Raw genomic sequence first — 25,695 nt, forward strand, 5'->3', positions numbered from 1 at the left:
ATGCCAATACAGTCCTCAGCACCCCCACCCCTAACCCCTCCCCTCAAGGGGGAGGGGAATGGTCCCGCGTATGGGGTGACCACTAATGTTCACCAAAGTCCTCATCGCCAACCGCGGCGAAATCGCCGTGCGCGTCATCAAGACCCTGCGCCGCATGGGCATTGCCTCCGTCGCCGTCTATTCCGACGCCGACCGCTTCACCAAGGCCGTGTCCCTCGCCGATGAAGCCGTTCGCCTCGGCCCCGCGCCCGCCAGCGAGAGCTATCTCAATATCGACGCCGTAATCGCCGCCTGCAAATCCACCGGCGCCCAGGCGGTCCATCCCGGCTATGGCTTTCTCAGCGAAAATATCGGTTTCGCCGAACGCCTCGCTGCCGAAGGCATCGCCTTTATCGGCCCGACGCCGGACAATATCAAAGCCTTCGGCCTCAAGCACACCGCCCGCGAACTGGCCAAGGCCAGCGGCGTGCCGCTCCTGCCGGGCACGGACCTACTGACCAGCGCCGCCGAAGCCCTGTCCGCGGCCGAAACCGTCGGCTACCCCGTCATGCTCAAAAGCACGGCCGGCGGCGGCGGCATCGGCATGCAGCTTTGCGCAGATGCCGCAGCCCTCGCCGCCGCCTTCGACAGTGTGCAGCGCACCGCCACCGCCAGCTTTGGCGATGCCCGCGTCTATATCGAGCGCTTCGTTTCCGGCGCCCGCCATGTCGAAGTGCAGATTTTCGGCGACGGCAAGGGCAAAGTCATCGCCTTGGGCGAACGCGATTGCTCCCTGCAACGCCGCAACCAGAAAGTCGTCGAGGAAACTCCCGCCCCCGGCCTGTCTGAGGCCACCCGCGCGCGCCTGCACAAAGCCGCCACCGACCTGGGCGCTGCTGTCGCCTATGCCTCGGCCGGCACCGTGGAATTCATCTACGATCCCCTTCGCGAGGACTTCTACTTCCTCGAAGTCAATACCCGCCTCCAGGTCGAGCATCCCGTCACCGAAGCCGTGTTCGGCATCGACCTCGTCGAATGGATGATCCGCCAGGCCGCCGGCGAAGACCCTATCGCCCAGGCCGGCCCGCTCACCCCCAAAGGCGCCGCCATCGAAATGCGCCTCTACGCCGAAATCCCGCATGCCAATTTCCAGCCCAGCGCGGGCCTCCTAACTGAAGTGCGGTTTTCCGACACCGCCCGCATCGACACCTGGATCGAGACCGGCACCGAGGTCACCCCCTATTACGACCCCATGCTCGCCAAGATCATCGTGGCCGGGGCCGACCGCCCCGCAGCCATCGCCAATCTGCGCGCCGCGCTCAAGGACACTTCGATCACCGGCATCGAAACCAACCTGGCCTATCTGTGCGCCATCGCCGCATCCGACCTGCTCGCCAGCGGCAAAGTGGCCACCACCGCGCTCAAGGACTTCGCCTTCGTCCCCGATGTCATCGAAGTCCTTGCCCCCGGCGCCCAATCGAGCCTGCAGGAATTACCCGGCCGTCTGGGCCTCTGGCATGTGGGCGTGCCGCCAAGCGGCCCCATGGACGAGCGCTCCTTCCGCCACGCCAACCGCCTCGCCGGTAACGCCGACGTTACGGCTGCGCTCGAACTGACCGTCGCCGGCCCTACCCTGCGCTTCCACGCCCCGGCCACCATCGCGCTGGCCGGCGCCGCCATGCCCATGAAGCTCGACGGGAACCCCATCGCCCACAACACGGCAATTGCCGTCGCCGCCGGCCAAACCCTTGCCATCGGCACGATCGACGGCCCCGGCCAACGCAGCTATCTCGCCGTGTCCGGCGGCCTTGCGGCTCCCGTGGTCCTCGGCTCCCGCGCCACCTTCGGCCTCGGCCAATTCGGCGGCCACGCCACCGGTACGCTCAAAGCAGGGCAAGTGCTCCACCTGGCCCGAGCCGAGCAGACAGCTACCCAGCCTGCCAGCGCCCCGGCTCCCCTCACCCGCCATTGGGATGTCGGCGTACTCTATGGCCCCCATGGCGCGCCGGACTTCTTTCTCGACACCGATATCGAAACCCTGTTCGCCACCGATTACGAGGTCCATTTCAACAGCGCGCGCACCGGCGTCCGCCTTATCGGCCCTGCCCCCCAATGGGCCCGCACCGATGGCGGCGAAGCGGGACTGCACCCCTCCAACCTGCATGACAATGCCTATGCCGTGGGCGCCATCGACTTCACCGGCGACATGCCCATCATCCTGGGCCCCGATGGCCCCAGCCTGGGCGGCTTCGTCTGCCCCGCCGTTATTGCCCGCGATGAACTCTGGAAAATGGGCCAGTTCAAGCCCGGCGACACTATCCGTTTCCGGCCGCTCACCCGCCCCGACGATCCGATTGCCGCGCCCGCCATCCAGCGCCCGGACATCGACACCGGCTCGGCCATTCTCGCCCGCTCCGATGATGGTTCCGTGCCGGTCGTTTATCGCCGTCAGGGCGACGATAATTTGCTGGTCGAATATGGCGATATGTCCCTCGATATCGCGCTGCGTCTACGCGTTCACTTGTTGATGGAAGCCATTCAGCGTGATGGCAAGATTGGCGCGATCGATCTCACTCCCGGCATCCGTTCGCTGCAGATTCACTATGACAGCACCGCCATGTCGCGCAGCCGCCTGCTGGGTTTGCTGGGGGAAATCGAAAAATCTCTGCCCGCCGCTGAAGAGGTGGTCGTCCCCAGCCGGATCGTGCACCTGCCTTTGTCCTGGAACGACCCGGACATTCAACTAGCAATGCAGAAATACCAGGAACTGGTGCGCCCCAACGCGCCCTGGTGCCCGGACAATATCGAGTTCATCCGCCGCATTAACGGGTTCGACAGCGTCGATGCCGTCAAGCAAACCATCTTCGACGCCAGCTATCTCGTGCTCGGCCTGGGTGACGTTTATCTGGGCGCGCCGGTCGCTACCCCGGTTGATCCGCGCCATCGCCTCGTCACCACCAAATACAACCCCGCCCGCACCTGGACGCCCGAAAACGCCGTCGGCATTGGCGGGGCCTATATGTGTATCTACGGCATGGAAGGCCCTGGCGGATATCAGCTTTTCGGCCGCACCATTCAGGTCTGGAACACCTGGCGCTCGACGCCCGCCTTCCAGCCCGGAAAGCCCTGGCTGCTCAATTTCTTCGACCAGATCCGCTTCTTCCCCGTCGACCATCAGGAGCTGGCCGAAGCCCGTGCCGCCTTCCCGCATGGTGCCTACCCGATCCGCATCGAGGAGACCCAATTCTCCTATGCCGACTACGCCCGTGACCTTGCCGCCAATGCGGGTAGCATCACTGCCTTCAAGACCCGCCAGCAAGCCGCCTTCGACGCCGAACGCAACCGCTGGAAGGCCGAAGGCCTCGATAGCTTCATCGCCGACGACGCCGGCAATGGCGCGGTGGAAGGCGACATTCCCGCCGGATGCTTCGGCGTCGGCAGCACTGTCCCCGGCAATATCTGGAAAATCCTGGTCGAAGACGGCACCGCCGTCGCCGAAGGCGAAGCCGTCGCTATCGTGGAATCCATGAAAATGGAGATCACCGTCACCGCCCACGCCGCCGGCCGCGTCCGCGACGTGCGCGCGGCCCCTGGCCGCAATGTCAAAACCGGCGATGTCATCGTCGTTCTGGAGGAAATCTGATGCTGCCGATCATGCTGGACCTGGCAAACCTTAAAGCCCTCTATGCAGAGGGGGAGGCGACCCCGCTCGACATCATCGAAGCCGTTATCGAACGCCGTGCGGCCTGGCCCGACAAGGCGGTTTTCATTACGCCCGTCAGCGACGACGCCCTCCGCTCGGCCGCCCAGACCCTGATGGCCGAACATCCAAAGCCCAATAGCCTGCCGCTCTGGGGCATTCCCTTCGCGGTCAAGGACAATATCGACGTGGCGGGCCTGCCTACCACCGCCGCCTGCCCGGCCTTTGCCTATCAGCCCGCAGCCGACGCCACAGTCATCGCCCGCCTGCGCGCCGCCGGCGCTATCGTCATCGGCAAGACCAATCTCGACCAATTCGCCACCGGCCTCAACGGCACCCGCTCGCCGCACGGCGCACCGCGCTCGGTCTTTGATGCCGACTATGTCTCAGGCGGCTCCAGCTCCGGCTCGGCAGTCGCCGTCGCCGCGGGCTTTGCCAGTTTTTCCCTGGGCACCGACACGGCGGGCTCCGGCCGCGTCCCCGCCATGTTCAACAATCTGGTCGGCATCAAGCCAACGCCGGGGCTGCTGCCCAATACCGGCGTGGTACCCGCCTGCAAAAGCGTCGATTGCGTGACGATTTTTGCCGCGACCGTGGGCGATGGCGTCGCCATCCGCAAAGTGGCCGAAGGCTTCGACGCCGCCGATCCCTTCTCCCGCCGCGCCGCTTGGAGCAACCTGCCCGCTACAAGCCTGCGCGTCGGCGTTCTCGATGGCGCCGAGCGCGAATTCTTCGGCAATGCCGAGGTCGAAAAGCTCTATGATGCGGCGATAGAGAACGCCCGCGCTCTAGGTGCCACCATCGTCCCCTTCGACTATGCCCCGTTCCGCGAGGCAGCGGCCCTGCTCTATGACGGCCCCTGGGTCGCCGAGCGGCTGGCCGCAGTGAAGGATTTCTTCGCCAGCAACGAGGCCGATTTCGACCCCACCGTGCGCGCCATCATCGCCGGCGCCAAGGGGAAGACGGCAGTAGAAGCCTTCAACGGCAAATACCGGCTGGAAGAATTGCGCCGCATAACCGAAGCCGAATGGGCCAAGGCTGACGTGCTGCTGCTGCCCACCTCGCCCACCACCTATACCGTGGCCGAAATGCTGGCCGACCCCATCCGGCGCAATTCGCATTTCGGCCGCTACACCAATTTCGTCAACCTGCTCGATTGCGCCGCCATCGCCATCCCGGCCGGTTTCGATAGCGATGGCCACCTGCCCGCCGGCGTTACCCTGGTTGCGCCCGCCTTCACCGACAACGCATTGGCTCCCCTCGCCGATGCATTGCACCGCCGCGCCGCCAGCGGCATGGGTCGCGACAAGGCTGCAATCCTGCCCGAATCCAGCAAGGTTCCCGCAACGCCCGACGCCTTCATCCCGATCGCGGTCGTCGGCGCACACCTCTCCGGCATGCCGCTCAATCACGAACTGACCGGCCCCGGCGGGCGCCTGCTCAAACGCTGCCGCACCGCGCCCGACTACCAGCTCTTCGCCCTGCCCGGTACCGTCCCGCCCAAGCCGGGCATGGTACAACAGCCGGGCTTTGCGGGAAGAGGCCTCGAAGTCGAGATCTGGGCTCTACCCGCCGCCGCGTTCGGCCAATTCGTCGCCCGCATCCCCGCCCCGCTCGGCATCGGCAAGGTGAGCCTGGACGATGGCAGCACGGTTTCAGGCTTCCTCTGTGAGGCCCATGCCGTAGCCGGCGCCCAGGACATCACCCATCACGGTGGCTGGCGCAATTTCATTGCCTCCCGCACCTGACAAGGAGTTCAAAATGCTGGCCTGGCTCACAAAACTCCGCCGCCTTATCCAACAGGGGCTAATCGCCCGAATAGAAGCTGTCGGTTCCCACCGCTCAGCGGGCGATCGCCCCAAACGCTGAGAACTTCACTGGCGGCCTGCCCTAATAGGTGGTGCGGCCGCCGGAGAGGTCGAAAACGCTGGCGGTGGTGAAGGAATTGTCCTTGCTGACCAGCCAGGCGACCATGGCGGCGGCTTCCTCGACCTCAAGGAACCGGCCGCGGGGAATGCGGACCAGCATGTAGTCGATGAATTCCTGGGTCAGCGTTTCCAGGATACGCGTCTTGGCTGTGGCCGGGGTGATGGCATTGACCGCGATGTCGAACTTGGCCAGTTCCTTGCCCAGCGATTTGGTGAGGCCGATTACCCCGGCCTTGGCGGCGGAATAGGCGGACAGATTGGGATTTCCCTCCTTGCCGGCGACCGACGAGATATTGACGATGCGCCCGTAATTGGCCGCCTTCATCGAGGGGATCACAACCTTGTTGACGTAAAATGTGCCGTTGAGGTTGATCTCGATGACCCGGCGCCATTCTTCGGGATCATAGTCCTCAAGGCTCGCATTGCTGCCGGCGATGCCGGCCGAATTGACCAGGATCGACACTGGGCCGATTTCGGCTTCCACCTGCGCATGGACGGCGGCGAGGCCATCGAGGTCGGTGATGTCCACGACCTCGCTGGACGCCCCCTCGCCCAGTGCGGCAACGGCCTTGTCGAGCGCTGCGGCGTCGCGATCCCACAGGCTCACCTTGGCGCCGGAAGCCAGCATGCGGTGCGCCATGGCAAAACCCAGCCCCTGGGCGCCGCCAGTTATTACGGCGACCTGGCCATTCAAATCGATCTGGTTCATCTCGGAAAAGGCTTTCTGCTCAAATAGTTGCGACATCAGCGGTCGGCGATTCTCATGCCCCAACCGGCACATCGCAGACTCACTGGCACCCCTCCTCAGGCGGCGCTTCAAGCAGACAAGCTATCGCTGTATCGCAGCGCTTAGAAGTCAAAACCCATTTGAGATAGCGGGGCGGGTTTACGCGGCTTGGCTGGTACTGGCGCCTCAGTCACGACGTCCGCCACCGGATCAGGAAGGGGAGCAGGCGCAGGCTTGGCAACCGCAGCAGGCCCCGGAGCCGGCGCCTGCTTGTCCAGCCATTTGCGTACTGGCGTCAGGCGCTTGGCCTGCAAGGCGTAGTGGTTTTCCCGGCCCGACTTTTCCTCGCGGATCAACCCGGCTTCTCGTAGCACCCGCAGATGGCGCGAGATGGCCGGGCGGCTGATGTCGAACTCTGCAGCCAGGCGATGGACGGGCGACGGGCCCGCCCGCAGCAATTCGACGATGCGGCAGCGCGTCGGATCGGCCAGCGCGATGAAGATGGGAACAGGGGCCATAATTTTCTCGATATCGGAGCCCGTCTAAGTAACCCAGGTGTTACCCGTCAAGCCGGAACCGCTTGATAGCGCAGCTTGTTCACCGGAACCATGGCTTCACCTTTGATGCCCTAGTACGGCCTTGACCATGCAATAGTGTTCAATCTGCCGGGCTTGATGCCCGCAAAGGAGCCTTGACGCGTGCAGACAAATGCAAAGCCGGCCTATTCATGGTGGAGTCGCCAGCAGCGGCCCTATTCGATTGCCGAAATGGTCGTCGATTGCGTCGTCCACGTCCTGGGGCTAGTGGTTGCCGTTGCGCTTGGCTCGGTTCTGCTGGCCTACGCCACGACCGTCACAGCGCCGGAGGCCGTGCCGGCGCTATCGCTTTATGTCGGGACGTTGATTGCCGTGCTGGGGGTGTCGCTAGCCTATAATATGTGGCCGGTTTCGCCAATCAAACGGGTGCTGGCGCGCTTCGACCAGGCGGCCATTTTCCTTTTTATCGCTGGGACTTACACGCCATTCCTTGCCGTCATCGGCGGCACCACAACCGGCATGGTGATGACCAGTTTCGTCTGGGGGGCGTCCCTTGTTGGCGTTGCCCTCAAGCTGATCGTGCCGCAGCGCTTCGGGCGCCTCGCCATCGTGCTTTATCTGGCCATCGGCTGGAGCGGAATCCTGGTGTTTCAGTCGCTGGCGCAGACGCTGCCCGCCAGCACGATGTGGCTGATATTGGCCGGCGGCGTGGTCTATTCGCTGGGGATCGTGTTCCACCTGTGGGAACGCCTGAAATTTCAGAATGCGCTGTGGCACGTTTTCGTGGTCACCGGCGCAAGCCTGCATCTGTGGGCCGTGCTCGATTGCATGGTGATCCACCGGCTCTAATTGGCTGCGGCGGGCGCTCCGACCCTGGGATGGTCCATCGTGTCGCCGGCCTTCAGCCCGATTTCGACCGAGCGGCCACCGGGGATTTCCAGCACGAATTGCACCGGACCGTCGGACGGAATGCCCGTCGGATCATGCGGGCGTGCATTGACATGGATATTCTTCACCACGCCCTTGGCATCCACGAAGATCATGTCGAGCGGGATGAAGGTGTTGCGCATCCAGAAGGACACCGGCTGTTCGCCTTTGAAATCGAACAGCATGCCCGCATCATCGGCCAGTTCCTGGCGATACATCAGCCCCTGCGCGCGGCTTTCCGGCGTGTCGACCACTTCGACGTTGAAATTGTAGTCGCCGGTCGATGAATGCAGCACCAGCTTGCCTTCGTCGCTGCAGGCGGCGAGCGGCGCCGCTGCAAGGAGCACGGCCATGGCAATCCCGGCCCGGCGCAGGGTGGAGCCGATCCGATGGGCAGGCAAGGTCATGCTGAAATTCCTAGTGCGAGGACGGTGCTTCGCCCCAATTATCGGGCCGGATTTCGGCGACCATAAGGCCCTTGGGGCCGTTGCCATAGCGCACCAGCACAAATTGGCCCGGGCGCAGCTCGGTAATGCCGAAGCGGCGCAGCGTTTCCATATGCACGAAAATGTCGGGCGTGCCCTCGCCGGCTGACAGGAAGCCGAAGCCGCGAATGCGGTTGAACCACTTTACCTCAAGCCGAACCATGCCCGAGGTCGGCTCGACCACGACATGGGTGCGCGGCGCCGGCATCTGGGCGGGGTGGCGGGCGGTGGAATCATCCATGGAAACAATGCGGAAGGCCTGCAGGCCACCGGGGCGGTTGAGCGCTTCCACGACGATGCGGGCGCCTTCATGGGCGGTCTGGTAGCCGTCACGGCGCAGGCAAGTCACATGCAACAGCACATCGGCCATGCCATTGTCGGGAACGATGAAGCCAAAACCCTTGCCGGCATCGAACCATTTAATTGCGCCGGTGATCTCAATGGTATCGAGCCCGGCTTCGCCAGGCTGAATCGACATGTCGGAACGGTTGCTCGTGCTGCCGTCACCCGGTTGGGTTACGGGCTGATCACCGTCACCACTGAACTTGGCCCCCATAGTCCCAAAGCCCTTTAATACTCGACTCGCTACTGCGAGGTACTCCACACCAATGCAGTCTGGCCGATTCAGTGCCAAAAGTTAAGAAGGTGTTGCGATTTTGTTTGATCGCGGCGCCGGTTGCGGCGGGGCGGCGTGCTTGCTAGGCCATGGTCCAGCGGTTTTTGCCCAGGAGGAATGCCATGCAGTTTCTGCACACCATGGTTCGCGTTACCAATATCGAGGATAGCATTCGCTTTTATTGTCAAGGACTTGGCCTTGAGGAAGTGCGGCGGACGGAGAATGAGAAGGGGCGGTATACCCTGATTTTCCTGCGGGCGCCGGGCGATGCGGGCGGCGAGGTGGAACTGACTTATAATTGGGACCCGGAAGAGTATACCGGCGGCCGCAATTTCGGGCACCTGGCCTATCGGGTGAAGGATATTTACCAGCTCTGCCAGCACCTTGCCGATATGGGCGTCACCATCAACCGGCCGCCGCGCGATGGTCATATGGCGTTCGTGCGCTCGCCGGACGGCATTTCGGTGGAGCTGATTCAGGAAGGCACCCTGCCCCCGCAGGAGCCGTGGCTATCGATGCCAAACACCGGAAAATGGTAACGGACTGCTAACGCCGACGCGCGTTAAAGCTAAGGTTTCGCTAACCATCCGGGTTAGGCCCAGGTTAGCGAAACCGATCGTATTTTAGAGACTTCACAGGACCGAGCATTGCCTGTTGCGAATTTGCAACGGACCCGTCCCAGGAAGTCGCCGATGCACCCCCTCCTCCGCCCCATTGCCGCTGCCGTGGTTTGTTCGCTCACCTTGGGCGCCTGCGTACCCATGGCCATGTTCGCCAGTTCGAGCGGCTCGGCCTATTCGGGCAAGCGCAATGACTGGGGCACGTTCGTCGCCAGCCGGGAGGTGAATGCATTGTGCATCACCCCCAAGCTCAGATTCGTGATCTGGGAATTCGAGGGCCGGTTCGGGCGCAAGGTGATCATGAATTCGGGCTATCGCGACGGGCAGCACAATTCGGCGGCCGGTGGCGCCGACAGCTCCTATCACACCAAATGCATGGCGGCCGATTTCTACATTCCGGGCGTGCCCAAGGCAGAGTTGATCGCCTTTGCCATGCAGGTCGATGGCGTGGGCGGGCTGGGCTGCTATCCCGGGCGCCAGTTCATCCATGTCGACGTGCGCGACCGGCCGCGCGGCTATAACCGCCCGGTGACTTTCTCAGGCTGTTGAAAAAAGTCACTTTCATGTCGTCAAATGGGTTGCGCATCACGAGAGGCCCAACTATACGAACCCAGCGCTTAGGCGCCCTTCGTCTATCGGTCAGGACGCCACCCTTTCACGGTGGAGAGAGGGGTTCGATTCCCCTAGGGCGTACCATTCTTCTTGCTGAAGTTTGGCCAAGTAGCTAACACTGAGATCCTTGCTCCGCGCCCATCGTCTAGCGGTCAGGACACCGCCCTCTCACGGCGGGAACAGGGGTTCGATTCCCCTTGGGCGTACCAAGCGAACCAGGGGATCAGGTTTCCCCTCCCCGATTTCAATGATTGCGATAAGCGCGCGAGTTGCAGCCGCAATTGGACTGCACGCCAAGACGAGCTTGGCATGCAGTTGTGTGAACGTTCTGCCTAACTTACTGACATCTCGACGGTGCCGCCGCTGGCACACCAATTGACGTAAGTGCGCGCCCGTCCCCTCCCAAATCCAGTCACGGTGAGGTCGGCGCGACATACCCCGTCGGGCAGGGTAATGGTCTTGACACAAACATCCTCGCGCGGCGCGCAAGGCCTCCCCTCAACTGTGCCGCCCGTCACCCAAATCCTGCTAATTTCACTATTACCGTTGTTTGTGATTTTCAATGTGTAGGTAGCCGCAACGCTGGGTGTCGCTGTCAGCGCAAGAGCAAACACGACCGTAATAATCTTATTCATGATGTCCCCCAAGGTAATGAGGTCAGAAGATCGGCTCGGACGAGCGCTGTCAATTCAAGCACATAGAGCGGTTTTCTCGGATCCGCCGGCAATGGAGGCCGGACGGACGGGCCATCCAACTCGAGAGCCATCAAGCGGCCCTCGCGCGGCTTGCGCTGTAACAAATCGCGTCAATGTTTCACGATCGCAACAAGCGCGCGTTCAACAATTGGGAAAGTGAGCAGCTTATGGCGTCAGGGAGTGCATTTTGTTGTGGTTAACGCAGCAAATTCGTGCACAATATTTGGTGAGCCCAGATGATCTGGGAACGCCCACGAGAGAATGGCCCTGATGCCAGGCTCTCGGATCTGAAGAATGGCCGCTACGCCTGTAGCTGCCACGCTTTGTATCGGGGGCAGAAATGGCGGTCTTCAAAATACACACACTCGCTGGCGACCTGGTGACGGTGGAAGACGGACGAGACCTCACCACACTGTGCAACACGTTGCGCGACCTGGGCTATCTGCAGGTGCAACGGCGCGATTCCCACTATTCCCCCTCAATGATGACCCTGGTGTCCTTCATGGCGCATGCGGTCATTTCAATTGAGCTGGATTCGGCCGCAGGGGAGGCCGAAGGCGCCACATCCTCCAATATCTCGCTGCCCGGAACCTATAACGGGCGGCGCTGATGACGCGACGCGCCGAGCGCCGCAAGGCCAGTTTGTAACAGACGTAACGTGCCGTCTTGTGGCCTGGGACGATAGGCCAGCTCGATTGCGGCTTCGACCGCGACCTCGATATGCGCGCGCAGAGGCGCGGCGCCAGGCGCTTTGGGCACAATGGCCAGCGCCTGCTCCAGATGGTCACGGACGCATTCATAGCGGGGATCGGGAAGGTTGTGCTTGAGCATGGCGGCCTCGTTATAAGTAGCCGCACGAACAGGTTGCCTTGATCTGGTTGTTGAGCTGTCAAAACCGGCATGCCGATTTTATTCAAACAAGGGCTGAATCGACATTCAGGTTGGTTTCCGGGCACGGAGAAAGCGAAGGCCCCTCACCCGGCCCAAACGGGCCGGCCTCTCCCCCAAGCGAGAGGTGAAGCGGCGCCAACTCCGGGCGGCGGCAGCCTCTTTCCCGTTGCCTGGACGCGGCCGGCATCGCCTGGTCTGGTATGCCGGCGCCGAGGCCGCCTGGTTCATGCAGGATGGCCACCTTGGCCGACCGGGGATTCGGCTGCGAGTCGGCGACTGGCGCGTCATCATGGAGGATGGCGTGGTGCTTGAAGTGCTGGAGATTGGGCCGCGCGGCGGCGTCTATGAATGATCGGAGCGGAAATGAATGAAATGGTGACAATTCCCCGTGAGGAATATGAGCGGTTGCTGAGCGCGGCCGAAGATCTGGCCGATATCGCTGCCTATGATCGCGCCAAGGCCGGGCTGGCTGCGGGCCGGGATGAGCTGATCCCTGCTGCATTTGCCGATCGGCTCATTGCTGGCGAAAGCCCGTTGCGGGTGTATCGCGAATTGCGCGGGCTGACGCAGGTTGGCCTGGGCGAGGCTTCAGGGGTTAATCGCGTCCAGGTTGCCGATATCGAGGCCGGGCGAAAAACTGGTTCGGTTACGACCCTGCGCAAGCTGTCGACGCCCTTGGCATTGCTCTGGATGATCTGGCCTGACAGCCTAAGCCAGCACTTTTGCCCCAACGTGATGGCGGCCGATGGGGACGATCATGGGGGTGTCGGAGATGGGGTCGATGACGATGCGCGAGGCCATGCCGAAGATTTCGGCGACGATGGCTTCGGTCATGACTTCGGATGGCTTGCCTTCGGCGACGAGGCGGCCAGCTTTCATGGCCACGATGTGGTCGGCATAGCGGCAGGCGAGATTGAGGTCGTGCAACACGACGACGATTGTGCGGCCATTATTGCGGACGAGATCAGTCAGCAGGTCGAGGACTTCCACCTGGTGGTTGATGTCGAGAAAGGTGGTCGGCTCGTCGAGCAATAGCAGGTCGGTTTGCTGGGCCAGGGCCATGGCGATCCAGACGCGCTGGCGCTGACCGCCGGATAGCTCGTCAACAGGGCGATCAGCCAATTCGAGCGTGTCGGTGGCGCGCAGGGCCTCGGCGACGGCAGCGTCATCCTCGGGGGTCCAGCGGCGGAACCAGCCTTGATGGGGATAGCGGCCGCGGCCGACGAGATCGGCAACGACGATGGCGTCTGGGGCAATGGGCGATTGCGGCAGCACGCCCAGAATGGTGGCGACTTCGCGGGTCGGCATGGTGTGGATGGGCTTGCCATCGAGATAGACCGCGCCGCGCGTGGGCGCCAGCAACCGGGCCATGCCGCGCAGCACAGTGGATTTGCCGCAGGCATTGGCGCCGACGATGACCGTGAGCTTGCCGGGCGGAATGGTCAGGTTGAAATCGGAGACGACCTGGCGGTCGCCATAGCCCAAATCCATGCCGGCGGCGATAAATTGGTGTTCGGCGGACATGGCTGTCCTCCCCTAGTTGACCCGCCCTGCCCGATTGGATGCCATCAGCAGCCAGAGCAGGAACAGCGCCCCGAAAACGCCGGTGACGACGCCCACGGGCAATTGAATGGATGGAAGCGCGTGCTGCGCCACCATGTCTGACCCCAGCATGACCAGCGCGCCGACCAACCCGGCTTGCAGGAAGCCATTGCCGGCGCCGTTGAGCAGGCGGCGGGCAATCGGGCCGGCGACAAAGGCGACAAAGCTCACCGGGCCGACGGCGGCGGTAGCGAAAGCGGCGTAGCCGACGGCGGCGAGGATCAGGCCCAGCCGGGAGAATTCGACGCGGGCGCCGAGCGCGGTGGCGGTGTCGTCGCCCAATTGCATGGCGTCGAGCGTGCGCAACAGTGCGATGGTGAGGGGGATGAGCACGACCAGCGCCATGGCGAGCGGATAGATGTCGCCGGTATTGGCGGCATTGAGGCTGCCGATCAGCCAGGCGAGAGCTTGCTGCACTTCGAACAGGCGCGCGCGGGTGAAGAGATAGGACATCACTGCGCCCATGATGGCGGCCATGCCGATGCCGATCAGCACCACGCGATAGGCGGTGACGCCATTGCGCCAGGCAAGGCCATAGATGGCAAGAGCGGTCAGCACGGCGCCCGCGAAAGCGCCGACCGAGACCCAGAGCCCGGACAGGCCCAGCACGATAATGCCGAACACGGCAGAGGCGCTGGCGCCGTGGGAGATGCCGATAATGTCGGGGCTGGCCAAGGGGTTACGCAGCAATGTTTGGAAAATGATTCCGGACAGAGCGAAGGACATGCCGGTGAGCACGGCGAGCACGGCGCGGGGGACGCGCACATTGAGCACGATGAAATCGACGCCCTTGTTGACCTCCCCGGTCAAAGGGGACAGCAGCGAGCGCAGCACGTCGAGAGGAGCGACGGGGAAGTCACCGAGATAGAGCGCGAGTGCGAAGGTCAGCGCCAAGGCTGCGGCGAGGCCGAGCGTGACGTTGCGGCGGCGGGTGGCGAGGTTGCCGCGAATGGCGTGGACCGCTGCGGATGGGGTGAGTGCCATGGTCATAGCGAGGCCAGCTTGCGGCGGCGCACCAGCGCGATGAAGAAGGGCGCGCCGAGAAAGGCGGTGACGATGCCGACCTGCACTTCGCCGGGTGGAGCGAGGATGCGGCCCAATATATCGGCACCCAGAAGGAGAATGGGGGCCAGCAGCATGGAATAGGGCAATATCCAGCGGTAATTGGGGCCCGTTATCGCGCGCGCCACATGGGGCATTGTAAGGCCGACAAAGGCGATGGGACCCGCGGCGGCGGTGGAGGCGCCGGCCAGGATGACCGCGGCAAGGCCGGCGATGGCGCGGGAGAGGCCTATGCGTTGACCCAAGGCGCGGGCGACGTCTTCGCCCATGGAGAGGCCATCGAGCAGGCGGGCCGAGGCCAGAGCCAGTATGATGCCGACGGCGAGAAACGGGGCGACCTGGATGACGATATCCATATTGCGGCCAGCGAGCGAGCCGACCTGCCAGAAACGCACTTCATCGAGCGTGCGGGGGCTGGTGAGCAGGATGGCGCTGATGACCGATTGCAGCGCCGCCGTCATGGCCGCGCCGGCCAGCGCCAGCTTGATGGGCGTGGCGCCGTCGCGGCCCAGCGAGGCGACGGCGTAAACGATCAGCATGGCGGCCCCTGCCCCGGCAAAGGCCAGCCAGACATAGATGCTGAGCTGGGAGATGCCCAGGATGGCGACGCCCAGGACTACGAACAAAGCGGCGCCGGCATGGATGCCCAGGATGGATGGATCGGCCAGCGGATTGCGGGTGGCGCCTTGCAAGACGGCGCCGGCCAGGCCCAAAGCCGCGCCGACCAATAGGCCGATAACGGTGCGCGGCAGCCGCAATTCCCAGATGATGCGGTGATCGGTGGAGTCGGGATTGTAGGCGGTCAGGGCGGCCCAGACGGTGTCGAGGGTCACCGGGCGGGCACCGACAGTGATCGACAGGAAGGCGATGGCCAGCACCAGCGCCACAAGCCCGAGGAGGCCGAGCAGGAGGGGCGCGCCATGGCGGGCGTCGAATGTCGGCGCAACGTTGGTCATTGCGCGGTGGTCAGGTTCTCGTCGGCGGCCGAGACCACGGCGGTGAGCTTGTCCAACTCGCCGGCATAGGCAGTGTAATTGCGCAGCCAATAGGCCGGCCATTCGCCGATGGCGCCGGCAGCGGCGGCTTTCATGGCGGTCCAGGTGGGCTTGGCCTCGGCACTGGCGCGATTGGTGGGCTTGCGATTGTCGATCAGGATGATGTCGGGCTGGTAGGTGTCGGAGCGCTCCCAGCTGATGGTTTCCCAATAGCCGCTATCGGGGTTGAGCCCGGTCTTGAGGAAGCCCAGGCCCCAGCGCTTGAGGTCCATCAATTCGGCCGAGCCTTCGGGTGCAGCGACCCACAGCCCGTCATCGCCGGGCCAGACGGCCAAGGCGGTCATGTTTGGCTTGGCTTTGGCGGCGGCGGAGAAGGCGTCGCGGGCGCGCTCGAAATTGGCTTTGGCCGCAGCGATTTCGGGTGTCGACAGATCGGCGCCGAAGCTGGTGGCCAGCGCCTCGTATTCTTCGATCAGGCCGACGACGCTATCGAGCTGGGCTGGGCCGGTGACCGGCGCCAGAGCGCGCAACTGGCCGTCGGGGCCGGTGACAGCGGGACCGCCACCCCATTCGCGGTCGCCGGGCCAATATTCGGCAATCACCAAGTCGGGCTGCAGAATGGCGGCTTTTTCGATGTCGACTTCGTTATAGGCCACGCCGACCATTTCGATGCCGGTGAGATCAAGGCCCTGCAGGGCCCGCGAATCCTGGGGCTGGCTGCTGGCGATGATGCCGACGGGACGGATGCCCAAGGGAATGAGCGCGGCGGCGGCGTCTTCGGTGGCAATGATGCGCTGGGGCACTGCGTCGAGCGTGACCGTTTCACCGGCGCCGTCGGTATAGGTCCAGGGTTCGGCATGGACTGCCAGGGGCGTGGCCGCGAGCACGAGGGCGAGCAGGGTCTTGAGCGCGGAATGCATCGCTTACTCCGAAAGGTTCGCGTCGGCGGCGGTGATGGCTGTGGTCAGCTGGTCGAGTGCGCCGGCATAGGCGCCGTAATTGCGCAGCCAATAGGCGGGCCATTCGGTGACGGCACCGGCAGCGGCGGCCTTGATGGTGGTCCAGGTGGGCTGGGCCTGGGCGATCTGCAGCTGGGTGCTGGTGCGATTGTCCAGCATGATCAGGTCGGGCTGGTATTTGTCGGCATTTTCCCAGCTGATATTTTCGAAATAGCCGTGCTGGTCGATGGCATCCGGCACGATGATGTCGAGGCCCCAGGTCTGAAAGTCGGTGAGTTCGGCACTGCCAACCGGGGTGGCGATATAGAGCGCGTCAGTGCCGGCAAAGGCGGCCAGGGTGGTGAGGCCGGGCTTTGCTGATATAGCGGCCTTGAAGCCATCCAGCGCTGTTTCGAAGCGGGCGCGCTCGGCTGCGATATTGGGGTTGGCCAGATCGGCGCCCAGGCTTTGTGCCAGGGTTTCGTAATCCTCGATGATGGCGATGATGGAATCGCCGACCGTGACGCCGGTGACGGGGGCCAGGGCGCTGAGCGGCGAGTCGGGGCCGGCCAGCTTGTTGCCGCCGCTCCACTCGCCCGAAACGGGCCAATATTCCGCGACGATCAGATCGGGCTCGAGCGCAGCGGCCTTTTCGATATCGATTTCGCCCCAGCTCTGGCCGATGATTTCGATACCGGTGAGATCAAGCCCCTGCAAGGCCCTGGCATCGGCCACAGGACTATCGGCATAGATACCAACCGGGCGAATGCCGAGCGGGATCAGCCCAGCCGCTGCGTCCTGACTGGCGATGATGCGCGTGGGGACGGCGTCGAGCGTGACCGTCTTGCCCGTGCCATCGGTATGGCTCCAGCCGGCCGCAAAAGCAGTGGCGGAGAGCGGCAGGAACAGCGCCAGGAGGGCCAGGCGCATTGAGGTTCGGGTCATGATCGGCAGCTCCGTCGCGGTGTGGCGAAACGGGGCTACCTAACGGGCACAAACATGATAGGTCAAGTCATGTTTGGCGGAGAGGCATTTTCTTGGTGGCGCCAGGCGCCCTCGCGATCAAGCGGGCTTGCGATATTGGTAGATGCCGACGTCGATCGAGCCTTCGGTGAAGCCGGCCTCGCAATAGCTGAGGTAATAGACCCATTTGCGCTTGAATTCCTCGTCATAGCCAAGCGGGGCGATCATCGGCCAGCGCTCGAGGAAACGCTCGCGCCACAGCTTGAGCGTCTTGGCGTAGGACAGGCGGAAATTCTCGACATTTTCGAGTACGAGGCCGACCTTGTCGCCGAATTCGCGCATCACGGTCTTGGTCAGCAGCATGCCGCCGGGGAAGATGTAGCGTTGGATGAAATCGGGGCCGGAGCGATAGCCATCGAAATCGGCTTCGTTGATGGTGATGGCCTGGATCGCCGCCGTGCCGCCGGGCTTCAGCCGATCGTGCACAGTCTGGAAATAGCTGGGCCAATTGTCCTCGCCCACGGCCTCGATCATTTCGATGGAGCCGATATGGTCGAACTGGCCTTCGGTGTGGCGATAATCCTCGAATACCAGGGTGGCGAACTGGTCCAGCCCCTGCTTGGCCAGGCGCTCCTGGCCATATTTGAGCTGTTCGGCCGAAAGGGTAATGCCGCGCAGATGGGCCTTGTAGTCGCGCGCGACGGTTTCGGCAAAGCCGCCCCAGCCGCAGCCGATCTCAAGCACCGAGGAGCCCGCGGTGATGCCGGCCATATCGGCGACGCGATGGTATTTGGCCAGTTGGGCTTCCTCAAGGCTCTGGTCGCCGGAGGTGAATACTGCCGATGAATAGGTCATCGAGGGGTCGAGCCACATGCCGTAGAAATCGTTGCCCAGATCATAATGCTCGGCAATGTTCTTCTTGGAGCCTTCGAGCGTGTTACGGCGCGACAGGTGATAATGCAGATCGCCGGCAGCGCGCCGGAAAAAACCCGGATTGGCGCTTTCGAACATGTCGCGATTCTGCAGGAAGAATCGGAACAGGGCCGTCAGGTCATCGACCTCGATATCGCCGCGCATATAGGCGGCGGCAAAGCCCACCGTGCCACGTTGCATGGCCTCGGTCAGCACCCTGAAATTGTTGAGCCGCAGCACTGCGTGCTCGCCCGTTGCGGGGTTGCCGACGGTTCTGGTGCGGCCATTGGGGAAAATGACGGTAATGCCGCCGTGGCGGGGACGCCCGATCAGCGCAACGCCGATACGCTCCACGAGCCATGATACAAAATGAGTCCACGGCGTGGTGCCGGGGCCGGTATTCTCAACTGCTGTTTTGGTCATTGAGCCGCTCGGTCCAAATATCGAAAAACTTGGCGGCGGCTCCTCAGCTGTCGCCTGAATTCAAGCGTCGGCGGCATACCTTTGAGCTACAAAACCAGTGCTTCCCAGCGCATGCCCGTGACTACTTTAGCTGTCATAAATGGATATGCAAGCAGCAGTTTCAACGGTGTTACGCCGGATGGCGGGTGGGGCAAGGCACTGAAAATGCTGATCGAGTGGGCCGAGCCACGACTCACCCGCCCTTTTCGCGGCGCTTGCTCAAAGCCATCCTCACCCACGGTGTCATCCCGGCGCAGGCTGGGATCCAGGTCCGTGGTGATCAGCACACATCCGGTGCCGGGATGGCCTTCAGCATGGATTCTGGCCTGCGCCGGAATGACACGGTGGGTAGTTCAAATTCGGCAAAGCGAAGCTCACCCCTTGGGGCGGGCCAGGTCGGTCAGGCGGAACTGGACCTGTTCGCGGCCCTGATAATGGTCGATGGACAGCCCGCCGGCGAAGTGGAATGCGGTGTCGGTTTCGCGCAGCAGGGCATCGCCGATGGGGGTGTTGGCGGCGCGGAAGGCGATGGCCTTGAGGCGGGCGCCATCGCCCGAGGTCAGGGTGAAGCTGACATGGCCGCCCTTGCCCACGACCTGGGGGAATTTGGCGCGATGGGCGGGGAAGGCAAAGACCGGCGTAGGATTGCCCGAGCCATAGGGGCCGGCGCGTTCGATATCGTGGATGAGATCGACAGTTGCCCCGCGCGCCGTCAGGGCAGCGTCGATCTTGAGTGCAGTCATGGCGCGGGCGGCGGTGACGTCGAGCGACAGCGCCTGGGCGAGGAACGAGCGGAACGGGCCGAGTTGCCCCGGCTTGATGGTGACGCCGGCCGCCATGGCGTGGCCGCCGCCCTTGGCGATGAGCCCGGTTTCGACCGCCTCGATGACGGCGCGGCCGAGATCCACGCCCGGCATGGAGCGGCCTGAGCCGGTGCCGGTGCCGTCGGGCTGCAGGGCGATGGCGAAAGTGGGGCGCTCGAAGCGCTCGCGCAGGCGCGCGGCGATGAGGCCAACAACGCCGGGGTGCCAATTGGCCGAGGCGAGGACCAGTACGGGAGGCCCCTCCCCGCTGCCGATTTCCATTTCGGCCACGGCGGCGGCTTCTTCGACGGCCTCGATCTCGATGCGCTGGCGCTCGGAATTGAGTTCGTCGAGCCGGGCGGCAAGGGCCAGCGCGTGGTGTTCGTCGTCGACGGTGAGCAATTCGGTGCCCATGGCGGCATTGCCGATGCGGCCGCCGGCATTGATGCGCGGACCGATGAGGAAGCCCAGATGGTAGGGATTGATCGGGCCGCCGACGCGGGCGGCCAGAGCCAGTGCGGCAATGCCCTTGTTGTCGCCGCGGCGGGCGACTTCGAGGCCGCGCACCACGAAAGCCCGGTTGAGCCCGACCAGGGGCACCACGTCGCAGATGGTGGCAAGAGCGACGAGATCAAGCAGTTTGAGCAGGTCAGGCAGGCCGGTGTCGCCGCGCAGGCGCAGGGCGCGGTTGACGGCGACCAGCACCATGAAGGTGACGCCGGCGGCGCAGAGATAGCCCAGGCCCGAAATGTCGTCAGGCCGATTGGGATTAACCAGCGCATTGGCATTGGGCAGGTCGTGATCGGACAAATGGTGGTCGATGACCAGCACATCGGCGCCGCGTGCGCGGGCATGTGCAATGGGGCCATCGCTGGTGGTGCCGCAATCGAGCGTGATGATGAGGCTGGCGCCGGCATCGATCAGCTTGTCCATGGCCGCGCTATTGGGGCCATAGCCTTCAAAGATGCGGTCGGGGATGTGCACCTGCGCATTGATGCCGAAATGGTTGAGGTAGCGGGCCATCAGGGCACAGGAGCAGGCGCCGTCCACGTCATAGTCACCGAAGAGCGCGATGGCCTCGTTGTCGGTGATGGCTTTGGCCAGCCGCTGGGCCAGGGCATCCATGGCGGTGAGCGTCGATGGGTCGGGCATCAGCCCGCGAATGGTGGGTTCGAGGTGCTTTTCGGCATCCTCCAGCGTTACCTCGCGTGCGGCGATGATGCGGGCCAGGATTTCCGAAATGCCGCTGCGCTGGGCAATGGCACTGGCCATTCGCGTGGCATTGCCATCAAGACGATCCGTCCAGGCGCGGCCGGTGACCGAACGGCTGACGTCAAGAAAAGGGCGTGGCGTTTCGAGCATGGGCGAGAGGTAGGCGATTTAGGGGAGGCGGTCGAGGGGGAAGTGTGGGCCTCACCATGGTGTGCGCCCGAAAGCGCAACAATCACTGCATCTTCCTCGGGCTTGACCCGAGGATCGCTCGCCGCTTGTGCCGTGTGGCGAGTGGCCCTCGGGTCAAGCCCGAGGGAAAGCGGTGGGTGGGGTGGCCGTGGTGTTTCGTCCGGGGAAGGGATCACCGCGCGTGCTGGGCCTTGATCCAGCGCACCGTCTGGCTCCAGGAGCGCATGACGATGGTGTTGGTTTCGACCGAGTCGCGGCGCAGGCGGACGCCTTCGAGCAGGGTGCCATCGGTGACGCCGGTGGCGGCGACCAGGACGTCGCCGGCGGCAAGTTCGGTCACGTCGTAGATGCGGTTGGGGTCGGTGATGCCCATGGCATGGGCGCGCTCGCGCTTGGCAGGGCTATCGAGGATCAGCTTGCCTTGCATCTGCCCGCCAATGCAGCGCAGCGCCGCAGCGGCCAGTACACCCTCAGGTGCGCCGCCGGAGCCGAGATAGATATCGATGCCGGTATCCTCGGTGTTGACCGCATGGATGACGCCGGCAATGTCGCCATCGCTGATCAGCTTGACCGCAACGCCTGTGGTGCGCAGTTCCTCGATGAGGCCGGCATGACGGGGGCGATCGAGCACGATGGCGGTGATTTCGCTGAGCGGCACGCCCTTGGCGCCGGCCAGCGCCCTCACGTTTTCGGTGGCCGACCACTCGATATTGACCGTGCCGGCGGGATATTCGGCGCCGATGGCGATCTTGTGCATGTAGACGTTGCGGGCAACATTGAGCAGCCCGCCGCGCTCGGCCATGGCCAAGACAACGATGGAATCGGGCTGGTTCTTTGCGCAGAGGGTTACGCCTTCGAGGGGGTCGACGGCGATATCGACCTCGGGCCCCTGCCCCGCGCCCACCGGCTGGCCGATGAACAGCTCGTCGCATTCATGCTCTTCGCCTTCGCCAATAACGACGCGGCCGGAAATAGCGACGCGGTCGAGCTCGGCCTTCATGGCGCGGACGGCGGCATCATCGGCGGCTTTTTCGTCGCCCTTGCCGCGCCATTCGGCAGCAGCGATGGCGGCGCGCTCGGTGACGCGCACCAGTTCCAGCGTCAGGCTGCGGTGCAGATGCGCGGGGTTTCGATCACCCTCGGCTTTGGACAGTCTCATATTCCCTCCCGGGCTCCGACTTGCCCGGGACGGGGTATCAGAGCGTTTCGATCCGGATCAATTGCGGTTCGCCCACTATGAACCCGTCGGCGGCGATCTGCGCAAGCGAGTCGCGCACGTCTGATTCCAAAGTCTGCTGCGTGATCATGACCACGGTGCGGGTCGGCAAGCCGTCCGGCGCGACTGCTTTAGCGCTCAAATCGGACCGCTGGATGACGGAATCGATGGAAATACCGCGCTCGCCCATGCGGGTGGCGATGGCAGCAAGAGCTCCGGGCACGTCCTTGGCATTGAGGCGGATGTAATAGCCGCCCTGATGGGCGCGCATCGGCGCCTCGCGATAGGGCATCAACTCATCGCTGGGCACGCCGAGCGGCGGCACACGGGTGCCGCGGGCGATGTCGAGAATGTCGGACAATACCGAGGAGGCCGTGGGCGGGCCACCGGCGCCGGGGCCGGCCAGCAGAAGCTCGTGCACATGGTCGGTTTCGAGCGCCACGGCGTTCATTACCCCATCGACGCCGGCAATGGCGCTTCCCTTGGGCACGAAAGTGGGGTGGACACGCTGCTCGATGCCATCATTGGTGCGCTGGGCAATGCCGAGCAGCTTGATCTTGTAGCCAAGTTCGGCGGCGACCTTGATATCGTGCTGGCTGATCTTGGAAATGCCCTCGACGCGGATTTTGTCGGGCGCGATTTCGTAGCCGAAGCAGAGCGTGGCGAGAATGGAGAGCTTGTGGGCGGTGTCGTAGCCTTCGACGTCGAAGGTCGGGTCAGCTTCGGCATAGCCCAGCGCCTGCGCGTCTTTCAGGCAATCGGCGAAGGAAATGTCCTCATTGCCCATGCGCGTCAGGATGTAATTGCAGGTGCCGTTCATGATGCCGAACACCTTGGCGATGCGGGCCGAGCCCAGCCCTTCGCGGAGGGTCTTGATGACCGGGATGCCGCCGGCGACAGCCGCCTCGAAGCCGAGCTGGGCGCCGGATTCCTCGGCCAGTTTGGCCAGAACGACGCCATGCTTGGCCAGCAAGGCCTTGTTGGCAGTGACCACGGGACGGCCGATTTCGAGCGCGGCTTTGACGGCGGCAAAGGCGGGGCCGTCTTCGCCGCCGATGAGTTCGACGAAGAGATCGATGCCATCGGATTTGGCCAGGGCTACCGGATCGTCGAACCAGTCGAGCCCGGAAATATCGATGCCGCGGTCGCGGGAACGCGAGCGCGCGGCAACGGCCGTCACCACCAATTGGCGGCCAAGTTTTCGCGTCAGCTCGGCGCCATCCTTTTGCAGGATGCGCACCAGCGTCGCCCCGACATTGCCCAGGCCCGCCACGCCCACGCGCAGCGGCGGCAGCGCTTCGCCATCGCCGAAATCCTGCATGGCCTTGAGGATGCGCGCCCGCGTATCGGAACGCGGCTCACGCCCCTCGCGCAGGTCGAACACGAACAGCGGATCACCCGCAACGGTGCGGCCGAAACGGGTCGGGGTCCAGCCGCGTGCGGCAATGAAGGATTCAACGGTTTGGCGGAAGGAAGCGATATCACTCATGGTGGCGACATGTGCATAGGAATTCGCCTAGCCGTCAATAGGAGTTTGCGCCTAGTCGGCCTTTGCCACCGCGGCTGTTTCGCCGACGGTCTTGATGAAGTCGGCAAAGGCCCAGCGGAGCGAGAGGGGCGTGATGGCGCCGCCCACGGCCATGATGACGTCTTCACCCACGATGGCGGCCACGGCGTGCTTCTGCACCAGCGGCGCCAGCTTGATATAGGAGAGATCGAAGAAATCGTCGGCGCTTTGCTGGTTGTCGAAGAAGGTGACCAGCATGTCCGCCGCAATCTGGTCGAAGGTCTCGTAGCTCAGCGTATAGGAGGTGCCGGTGGAGACCATGAGGCCGCCCGGCGTCATCGGCGCCGCCTGCATGCCCAGATCGACCAGCAGGCGGACGCGCGGGTCTTCCTCCATGCGCACGGCGACAGAGCCGTCATTGCGATTGATCACATTGGCAAAGACGGTGCCCTGAATGGCGGGGTATTTGTCGGCCTCGGCCTGCATGAAAGCCTGCGTCTGCTGCTCAAGCGCCTCGGCTTCCGCACTCAGGCCGAGCGCCTTTCCGGTCAGTTCGACCACTTGCTGCCAGGAGGCGAACCAGGGCGTTTCGGGATAGCCAACTACCGGAGCGATATTGCTCAACAGGTCGAATTCTTCCTGGGTCAGCCCAGAATAGGGCGCGATGATTACGTCGGGTTGTAGCGCGGCAATGGCCTCGATGGGCGGCTCGGCGGAATCGGGTAGCACTACGGGCATGTCCACGCCAAGCCTGGCAATGGCTTCGGCGGTCCATGGCAGCACGCCATCGTCACCGCCGCCATAGCGGAAGAATGGCATGCCGACCGGCACCATGCCCAAATCGAGCACCACATCCTGGGCCGACCAGCCCCAAGTCACGACGCGTTTCGGCTTGGCGGGAATGACCGCATCGCCCAGAGCGGTGGTGATGGTCACCGGGAAGCTGTCTGCGGCATGCGCAACGGTGGCAAAAGCCATGGTTGCAAGCGCCACGAGTGCAAATTTGGTCATGGTGTTATCCTCGAAAACTATTCCGCTTTGGTCGCACGGGCGGCCTTGGCGATGACTTCGATATATTGTGGAAAGCCCCAGCGCAGCGACAGGACGCTGGGCGGGGAGACGGCGGCGACGTTTTCGGTGCCGACCAGGGCGGCTAGCGCGCCTTTTTGCACTTGCGGCATGGCTTTGACGTAGCTGCGGGTCAGGAGTTCGTCGAGCGGGGCCTGTTCTTCGTAATAGGTGATCAGGATGTCGCTGGTCAGCGTGTCGAAGACTTCGTAGCTCAGCGAAAAGATGAACTTGCCATCATCGGGGGAGAGCTGCTCGACGCTGGGCGCGAGCACGAGGCCAAGGCCGGTGAGAAAGCGCATGCGGGCGTCGAGCGGCGCATAGACGGCGATGGCGCCATCGAAATCGTTGAAGCCGGCAAAGGTGGTGCCGGGGATTTCGGGATATTTGGCGACTTCGTCGGCGAGGAATTGCTCGGTATCGGCGATCAGCGCGGCGGCTTCGGTGGGTTTGCCGAGCGCTGCGCCGACTATGGCAGTGACCTCCTGCCAGGTGGCGGACCAGGCGTCGCCGGAATAGGCGATGGTGGGAGCTATGCCCGAGAACAGCGTGTACTGGTCCTGCGTGATGCCGGAGAAAGCGGCGATGATCAGGTCGGGTTGCAGGGCGGCGATCTGCTCGAAGGGCGGCTCGCCGGTATTGGCGAGCACGGTTGGCTTGTCGTCGCCGGCCAGCGCCTGCTCGATCCAGGGCTGAATGCCATCTTCACCGCCGCCATAGGACTGGAAGGGGATGCCGACCGGTATCGTGCCCAACGCGATCACTGCATCCTCATTGCCCCAGCCCCAGGTGACGATGCGCTTGGGCGCGGACTCGATAGTGGTCGAGCCGTAGACATGCTCGAGCGTGACCGGGAATTGCTGGGCAGTGGCTCCGGCGGCCATGGCCAGCGCAAGGGGAATGCCGAGGAGGAGCGGGCGGGCGGACATGGATACACCATTTTGGTGGAGGTGGCTCTCCATACAAAAGGTGAGTTGCTATGTCATGTAATATTTGGGTCTGCCCAACCCACAATATCATTCCGGCCTGCGCCGGGATGACACTGTGGGT

At 63.7% G+C, this 25,695-nt stretch carries 24 protein-coding genes and 2 tRNA genes; 9 read left to right on the forward strand and 17 right to left on the reverse strand.

Going from position 1 to position 25,695, the window contains the following annotated elements:
* The first annotated feature begins 85 nt into the window (after positions 1-85).
* Together uca and atzF are read left to right on the forward strand one after the other, a co-directional pair.
* Positions 86-3,622, forward strand: a complete 3,537-nt coding sequence (gene uca / locus FF80_RS03520; RefSeq protein WP_035097585.1) for an urea carboxylase — start codon at positions 86-88, stop codon at positions 3,620-3,622.
* Entirely contained in the window at positions 3,622-5,427 is a 1,806-nt protein-coding gene (atzF, locus tag FF80_RS03525) for an allophanate hydrolase (RefSeq protein WP_035097587.1), read from the forward strand. The genes uca and atzF overlap by 1 nt, the downstream gene beginning before the upstream one ends.
* Positions 5,428-5,569: 142 nt before the next feature.
* Here atzF and FF80_RS03530 read toward each other — a convergent pair whose 3' ends face one another.
* Together FF80_RS03530 and FF80_RS03535 are read right to left on the reverse strand one after the other, a co-directional pair.
* Positions 5,570-6,316, reverse strand: coding sequence for an SDR family NAD(P)-dependent oxidoreductase (locus tag FF80_RS03530; RefSeq protein WP_035097761.1), 747 nt, complete (start codon positions 6,314-6,316; stop codon positions 5,570-5,572).
* A gap of 140 nt (positions 6,317-6,456) precedes the next feature.
* The gene (locus tag FF80_RS03535) at positions 6,457-6,852 is read right to left on the reverse strand and encodes a metalloregulator ArsR/SmtB family transcription factor (RefSeq protein ID WP_035097589.1); all 396 of its coding nucleotides are present in this window, start codon (positions 6,850-6,852) and stop codon (positions 6,457-6,459) included.
* Between the two features lie 180 nt (positions 6,853-7,032).
* Between FF80_RS03535 and FF80_RS03540 the strand changes: the two genes are divergently transcribed.
* Positions 7,033-7,719, forward strand: coding sequence for a hemolysin III family protein (locus FF80_RS03540; protein ID WP_035097591.1), 687 nt, complete (start codon positions 7,033-7,035; stop codon positions 7,717-7,719).
* Here FF80_RS03540 and FF80_RS03545 read toward each other — a convergent pair.
* Positions 7,716-8,204 carry a DUF192 domain-containing protein gene (locus tag FF80_RS03545; RefSeq protein ID WP_052153131.1) on the reverse strand — a complete coding sequence of 163 codons (489 nt, stop codon included), beginning with the start codon at positions 8,202-8,204 and terminating at the stop codon, positions 7,716-7,718. The genes FF80_RS03540 and FF80_RS03545 overlap by 4 nt on opposite strands.
* Positions 8,205-8,214: 10 nt before the next feature.
* Positions 8,215-8,760: a cold-shock protein gene (locus tag FF80_RS03550; protein WP_035097593.1), complete on the reverse strand. Its 546-nt coding sequence runs from the start codon at positions 8,758-8,760 to the stop codon at positions 8,215-8,217.
* A gap of 260 nt (positions 8,761-9,020) precedes the next feature.
* Here FF80_RS03550 and FF80_RS03555 point away from each other — a divergent pair, with 260 nt between their 5' ends.
* The 4 genes from FF80_RS03555 to FF80_RS03570 all read left to right on the forward strand — a co-directional run bounded on the left by FF80_RS03555 (position 9,021) and on the right by FF80_RS03570 (position 10,339).
* Complete coding sequence (locus FF80_RS03555; RefSeq protein ID WP_035097595.1) at positions 9,021-9,437, forward strand: VOC family protein; 417 nt, start codon at positions 9,021-9,023, stop codon at positions 9,435-9,437.
* Positions 9,438-9,590: 153 nt separating this feature from the next.
* Positions 9,591-10,067 (forward strand): D-Ala-D-Ala carboxypeptidase family metallohydrolase, encoded by a 477-nt coding sequence (locus FF80_RS03560; protein ID WP_035097598.1) that lies wholly within the window; start codon positions 9,591-9,593, stop codon positions 10,065-10,067.
* Between the two features lie 72 nt (positions 10,068-10,139).
* A tRNA-Glu gene (locus tag FF80_RS03565) sits at positions 10,140-10,214 on the forward strand.
* Between the two features lie 50 nt (positions 10,215-10,264).
* Positions 10,265-10,339: transfer RNA gene (locus FF80_RS03570), tRNA-Glu, on the forward strand.
* A 123-nt stretch (positions 10,340-10,462) separates the two neighbouring features.
* Here FF80_RS03570 and FF80_RS21570 read toward each other — a convergent pair.
* A complete protein-coding gene (locus FF80_RS21570) occupies positions 10,463-10,765 on the reverse strand; it encodes a hypothetical protein (RefSeq protein WP_152558248.1) in 303 nt (100 codons plus the stop codon).
* Between the two features lie 400 nt (positions 10,766-11,165).
* Here FF80_RS21570 and FF80_RS03575 point away from each other — a divergent pair, with 400 nt between their 5' ends.
* The gene (locus FF80_RS03575) at positions 11,166-11,435 is read left to right on the forward strand and encodes a hypothetical protein (protein ID WP_035097600.1); all 270 of its coding nucleotides are present in this window, start codon (positions 11,166-11,168) and stop codon (positions 11,433-11,435) included.
* Here FF80_RS03575 and FF80_RS21575 read toward each other — a convergent pair.
* Positions 11,417-11,656, reverse strand: a complete 240-nt coding sequence (locus FF80_RS21575; RefSeq protein WP_152558249.1) for a hypothetical protein — start codon at positions 11,654-11,656, stop codon at positions 11,417-11,419. The two genes, FF80_RS03575 and FF80_RS21575, sit on opposite strands and share 19 nt — an antisense overlap.
* A 226-nt stretch (positions 11,657-11,882) precedes the next feature.
* On the opposite strand from FF80_RS21575, the gene FF80_RS22045 reads away from it, so the two are divergent.
* Entirely contained in the window at positions 11,883-12,068 is a 186-nt protein-coding gene (locus FF80_RS22045; RefSeq protein WP_035097604.1) for a hypothetical protein, read from the forward strand.
* A gap of 356 nt (positions 12,069-12,424) precedes the next feature.
* Here the strand turns inward: FF80_RS22045 and FF80_RS21580 are convergent, their stop codons facing one another.
* The 11 genes from FF80_RS21580 to FF80_RS03645 all read right to left on the reverse strand — a co-directional run bounded on the left by FF80_RS21580 (position 12,425) and on the right by FF80_RS03645 (position 25,574).
* A complete protein-coding gene (locus tag FF80_RS21580) occupies positions 12,425-13,240 on the reverse strand; it encodes an ABC transporter ATP-binding protein (RefSeq protein ID WP_035097606.1) in 816 nt (271 codons plus the stop codon).
* Between the two features lie 12 nt (positions 13,241-13,252).
* A complete protein-coding gene (locus FF80_RS21585; RefSeq protein ID WP_200877155.1) occupies positions 13,253-14,308 on the reverse strand; it encodes an iron chelate uptake ABC transporter family permease subunit in 1,056 nt (351 codons plus the stop codon).
* Positions 14,305-15,336, reverse strand: a complete 1,032-nt coding sequence (locus tag FF80_RS03605) for an iron chelate uptake ABC transporter family permease subunit (RefSeq protein ID WP_052153132.1) — start codon at positions 15,334-15,336, stop codon at positions 14,305-14,307. Before FF80_RS03605 ends, FF80_RS21585 begins: the two co-directional genes overlap by 4 nt.
* The gene (locus tag FF80_RS03610) at positions 15,333-16,295 is read right to left on the reverse strand and encodes an ABC transporter substrate-binding protein (RefSeq protein ID WP_035097608.1); all 963 of its coding nucleotides are present in this window, start codon (positions 16,293-16,295) and stop codon (positions 15,333-15,335) included. Before FF80_RS03610 ends, FF80_RS03605 begins: the two co-directional genes overlap by 4 nt.
* Positions 16,296-16,298: 3 nt before the next feature.
* The gene (locus tag FF80_RS03615) at positions 16,299-17,258 is read right to left on the reverse strand and encodes an ABC transporter substrate-binding protein (RefSeq protein WP_081917219.1); all 960 of its coding nucleotides are present in this window, start codon (positions 17,256-17,258) and stop codon (positions 16,299-16,301) included.
* Between the two features lie 117 nt (positions 17,259-17,375).
* On the reverse strand, positions 17,376-18,611 hold the full coding sequence (locus tag FF80_RS03620) for a cyclopropane-fatty-acyl-phospholipid synthase family protein (protein WP_081917221.1): 1,236 nt from the start codon (positions 18,609-18,611) through the stop codon (positions 17,376-17,378).
* Positions 18,612-19,024: 413 nt separating this feature from the next.
* Positions 19,025-20,815 (reverse strand): single-stranded-DNA-specific exonuclease RecJ, encoded by a 1,791-nt coding sequence (recJ, locus tag FF80_RS03625; RefSeq protein WP_035097610.1) that lies wholly within the window; start codon positions 20,813-20,815, stop codon positions 19,025-19,027.
* Between the two features lie 211 nt (positions 20,816-21,026).
* The gene (glpX, locus tag FF80_RS03630; protein WP_035097612.1) at positions 21,027-22,013 is read right to left on the reverse strand and encodes a class II fructose-bisphosphatase; all 987 of its coding nucleotides are present in this window, start codon (positions 22,011-22,013) and stop codon (positions 21,027-21,029) included.
* 37 nt (positions 22,014-22,050) lie between these two features.
* A complete protein-coding gene (locus FF80_RS03635; RefSeq protein WP_052153160.1) occupies positions 22,051-23,391 on the reverse strand; it encodes a homoserine dehydrogenase in 1,341 nt (446 codons plus the stop codon).
* A gap of 219 nt (positions 23,392-23,610) precedes the next feature.
* On the reverse strand, positions 23,611-24,588 hold the full coding sequence (locus FF80_RS03640; RefSeq protein WP_052153134.1) for an ABC transporter substrate-binding protein: 978 nt from the start codon (positions 24,586-24,588) through the stop codon (positions 23,611-23,613).
* 17 nt (positions 24,589-24,605) lie between these two features.
* On the reverse strand, positions 24,606-25,574 hold the full coding sequence (locus tag FF80_RS03645) for an iron-siderophore ABC transporter substrate-binding protein (RefSeq protein ID WP_035097614.1): 969 nt from the start codon (positions 25,572-25,574) through the stop codon (positions 24,606-24,608).
* Between the last annotated feature and the right edge of the window lie 121 nt (positions 25,575-25,695).

The sequence above is a fragment of the Devosia sp. LC5 genome (assembly GCF_000735585.1).
In the GTDB taxonomy this organism is placed as follows: Bacteria; Pseudomonadota; Alphaproteobacteria; order Rhizobiales; family Devosiaceae; genus Devosia.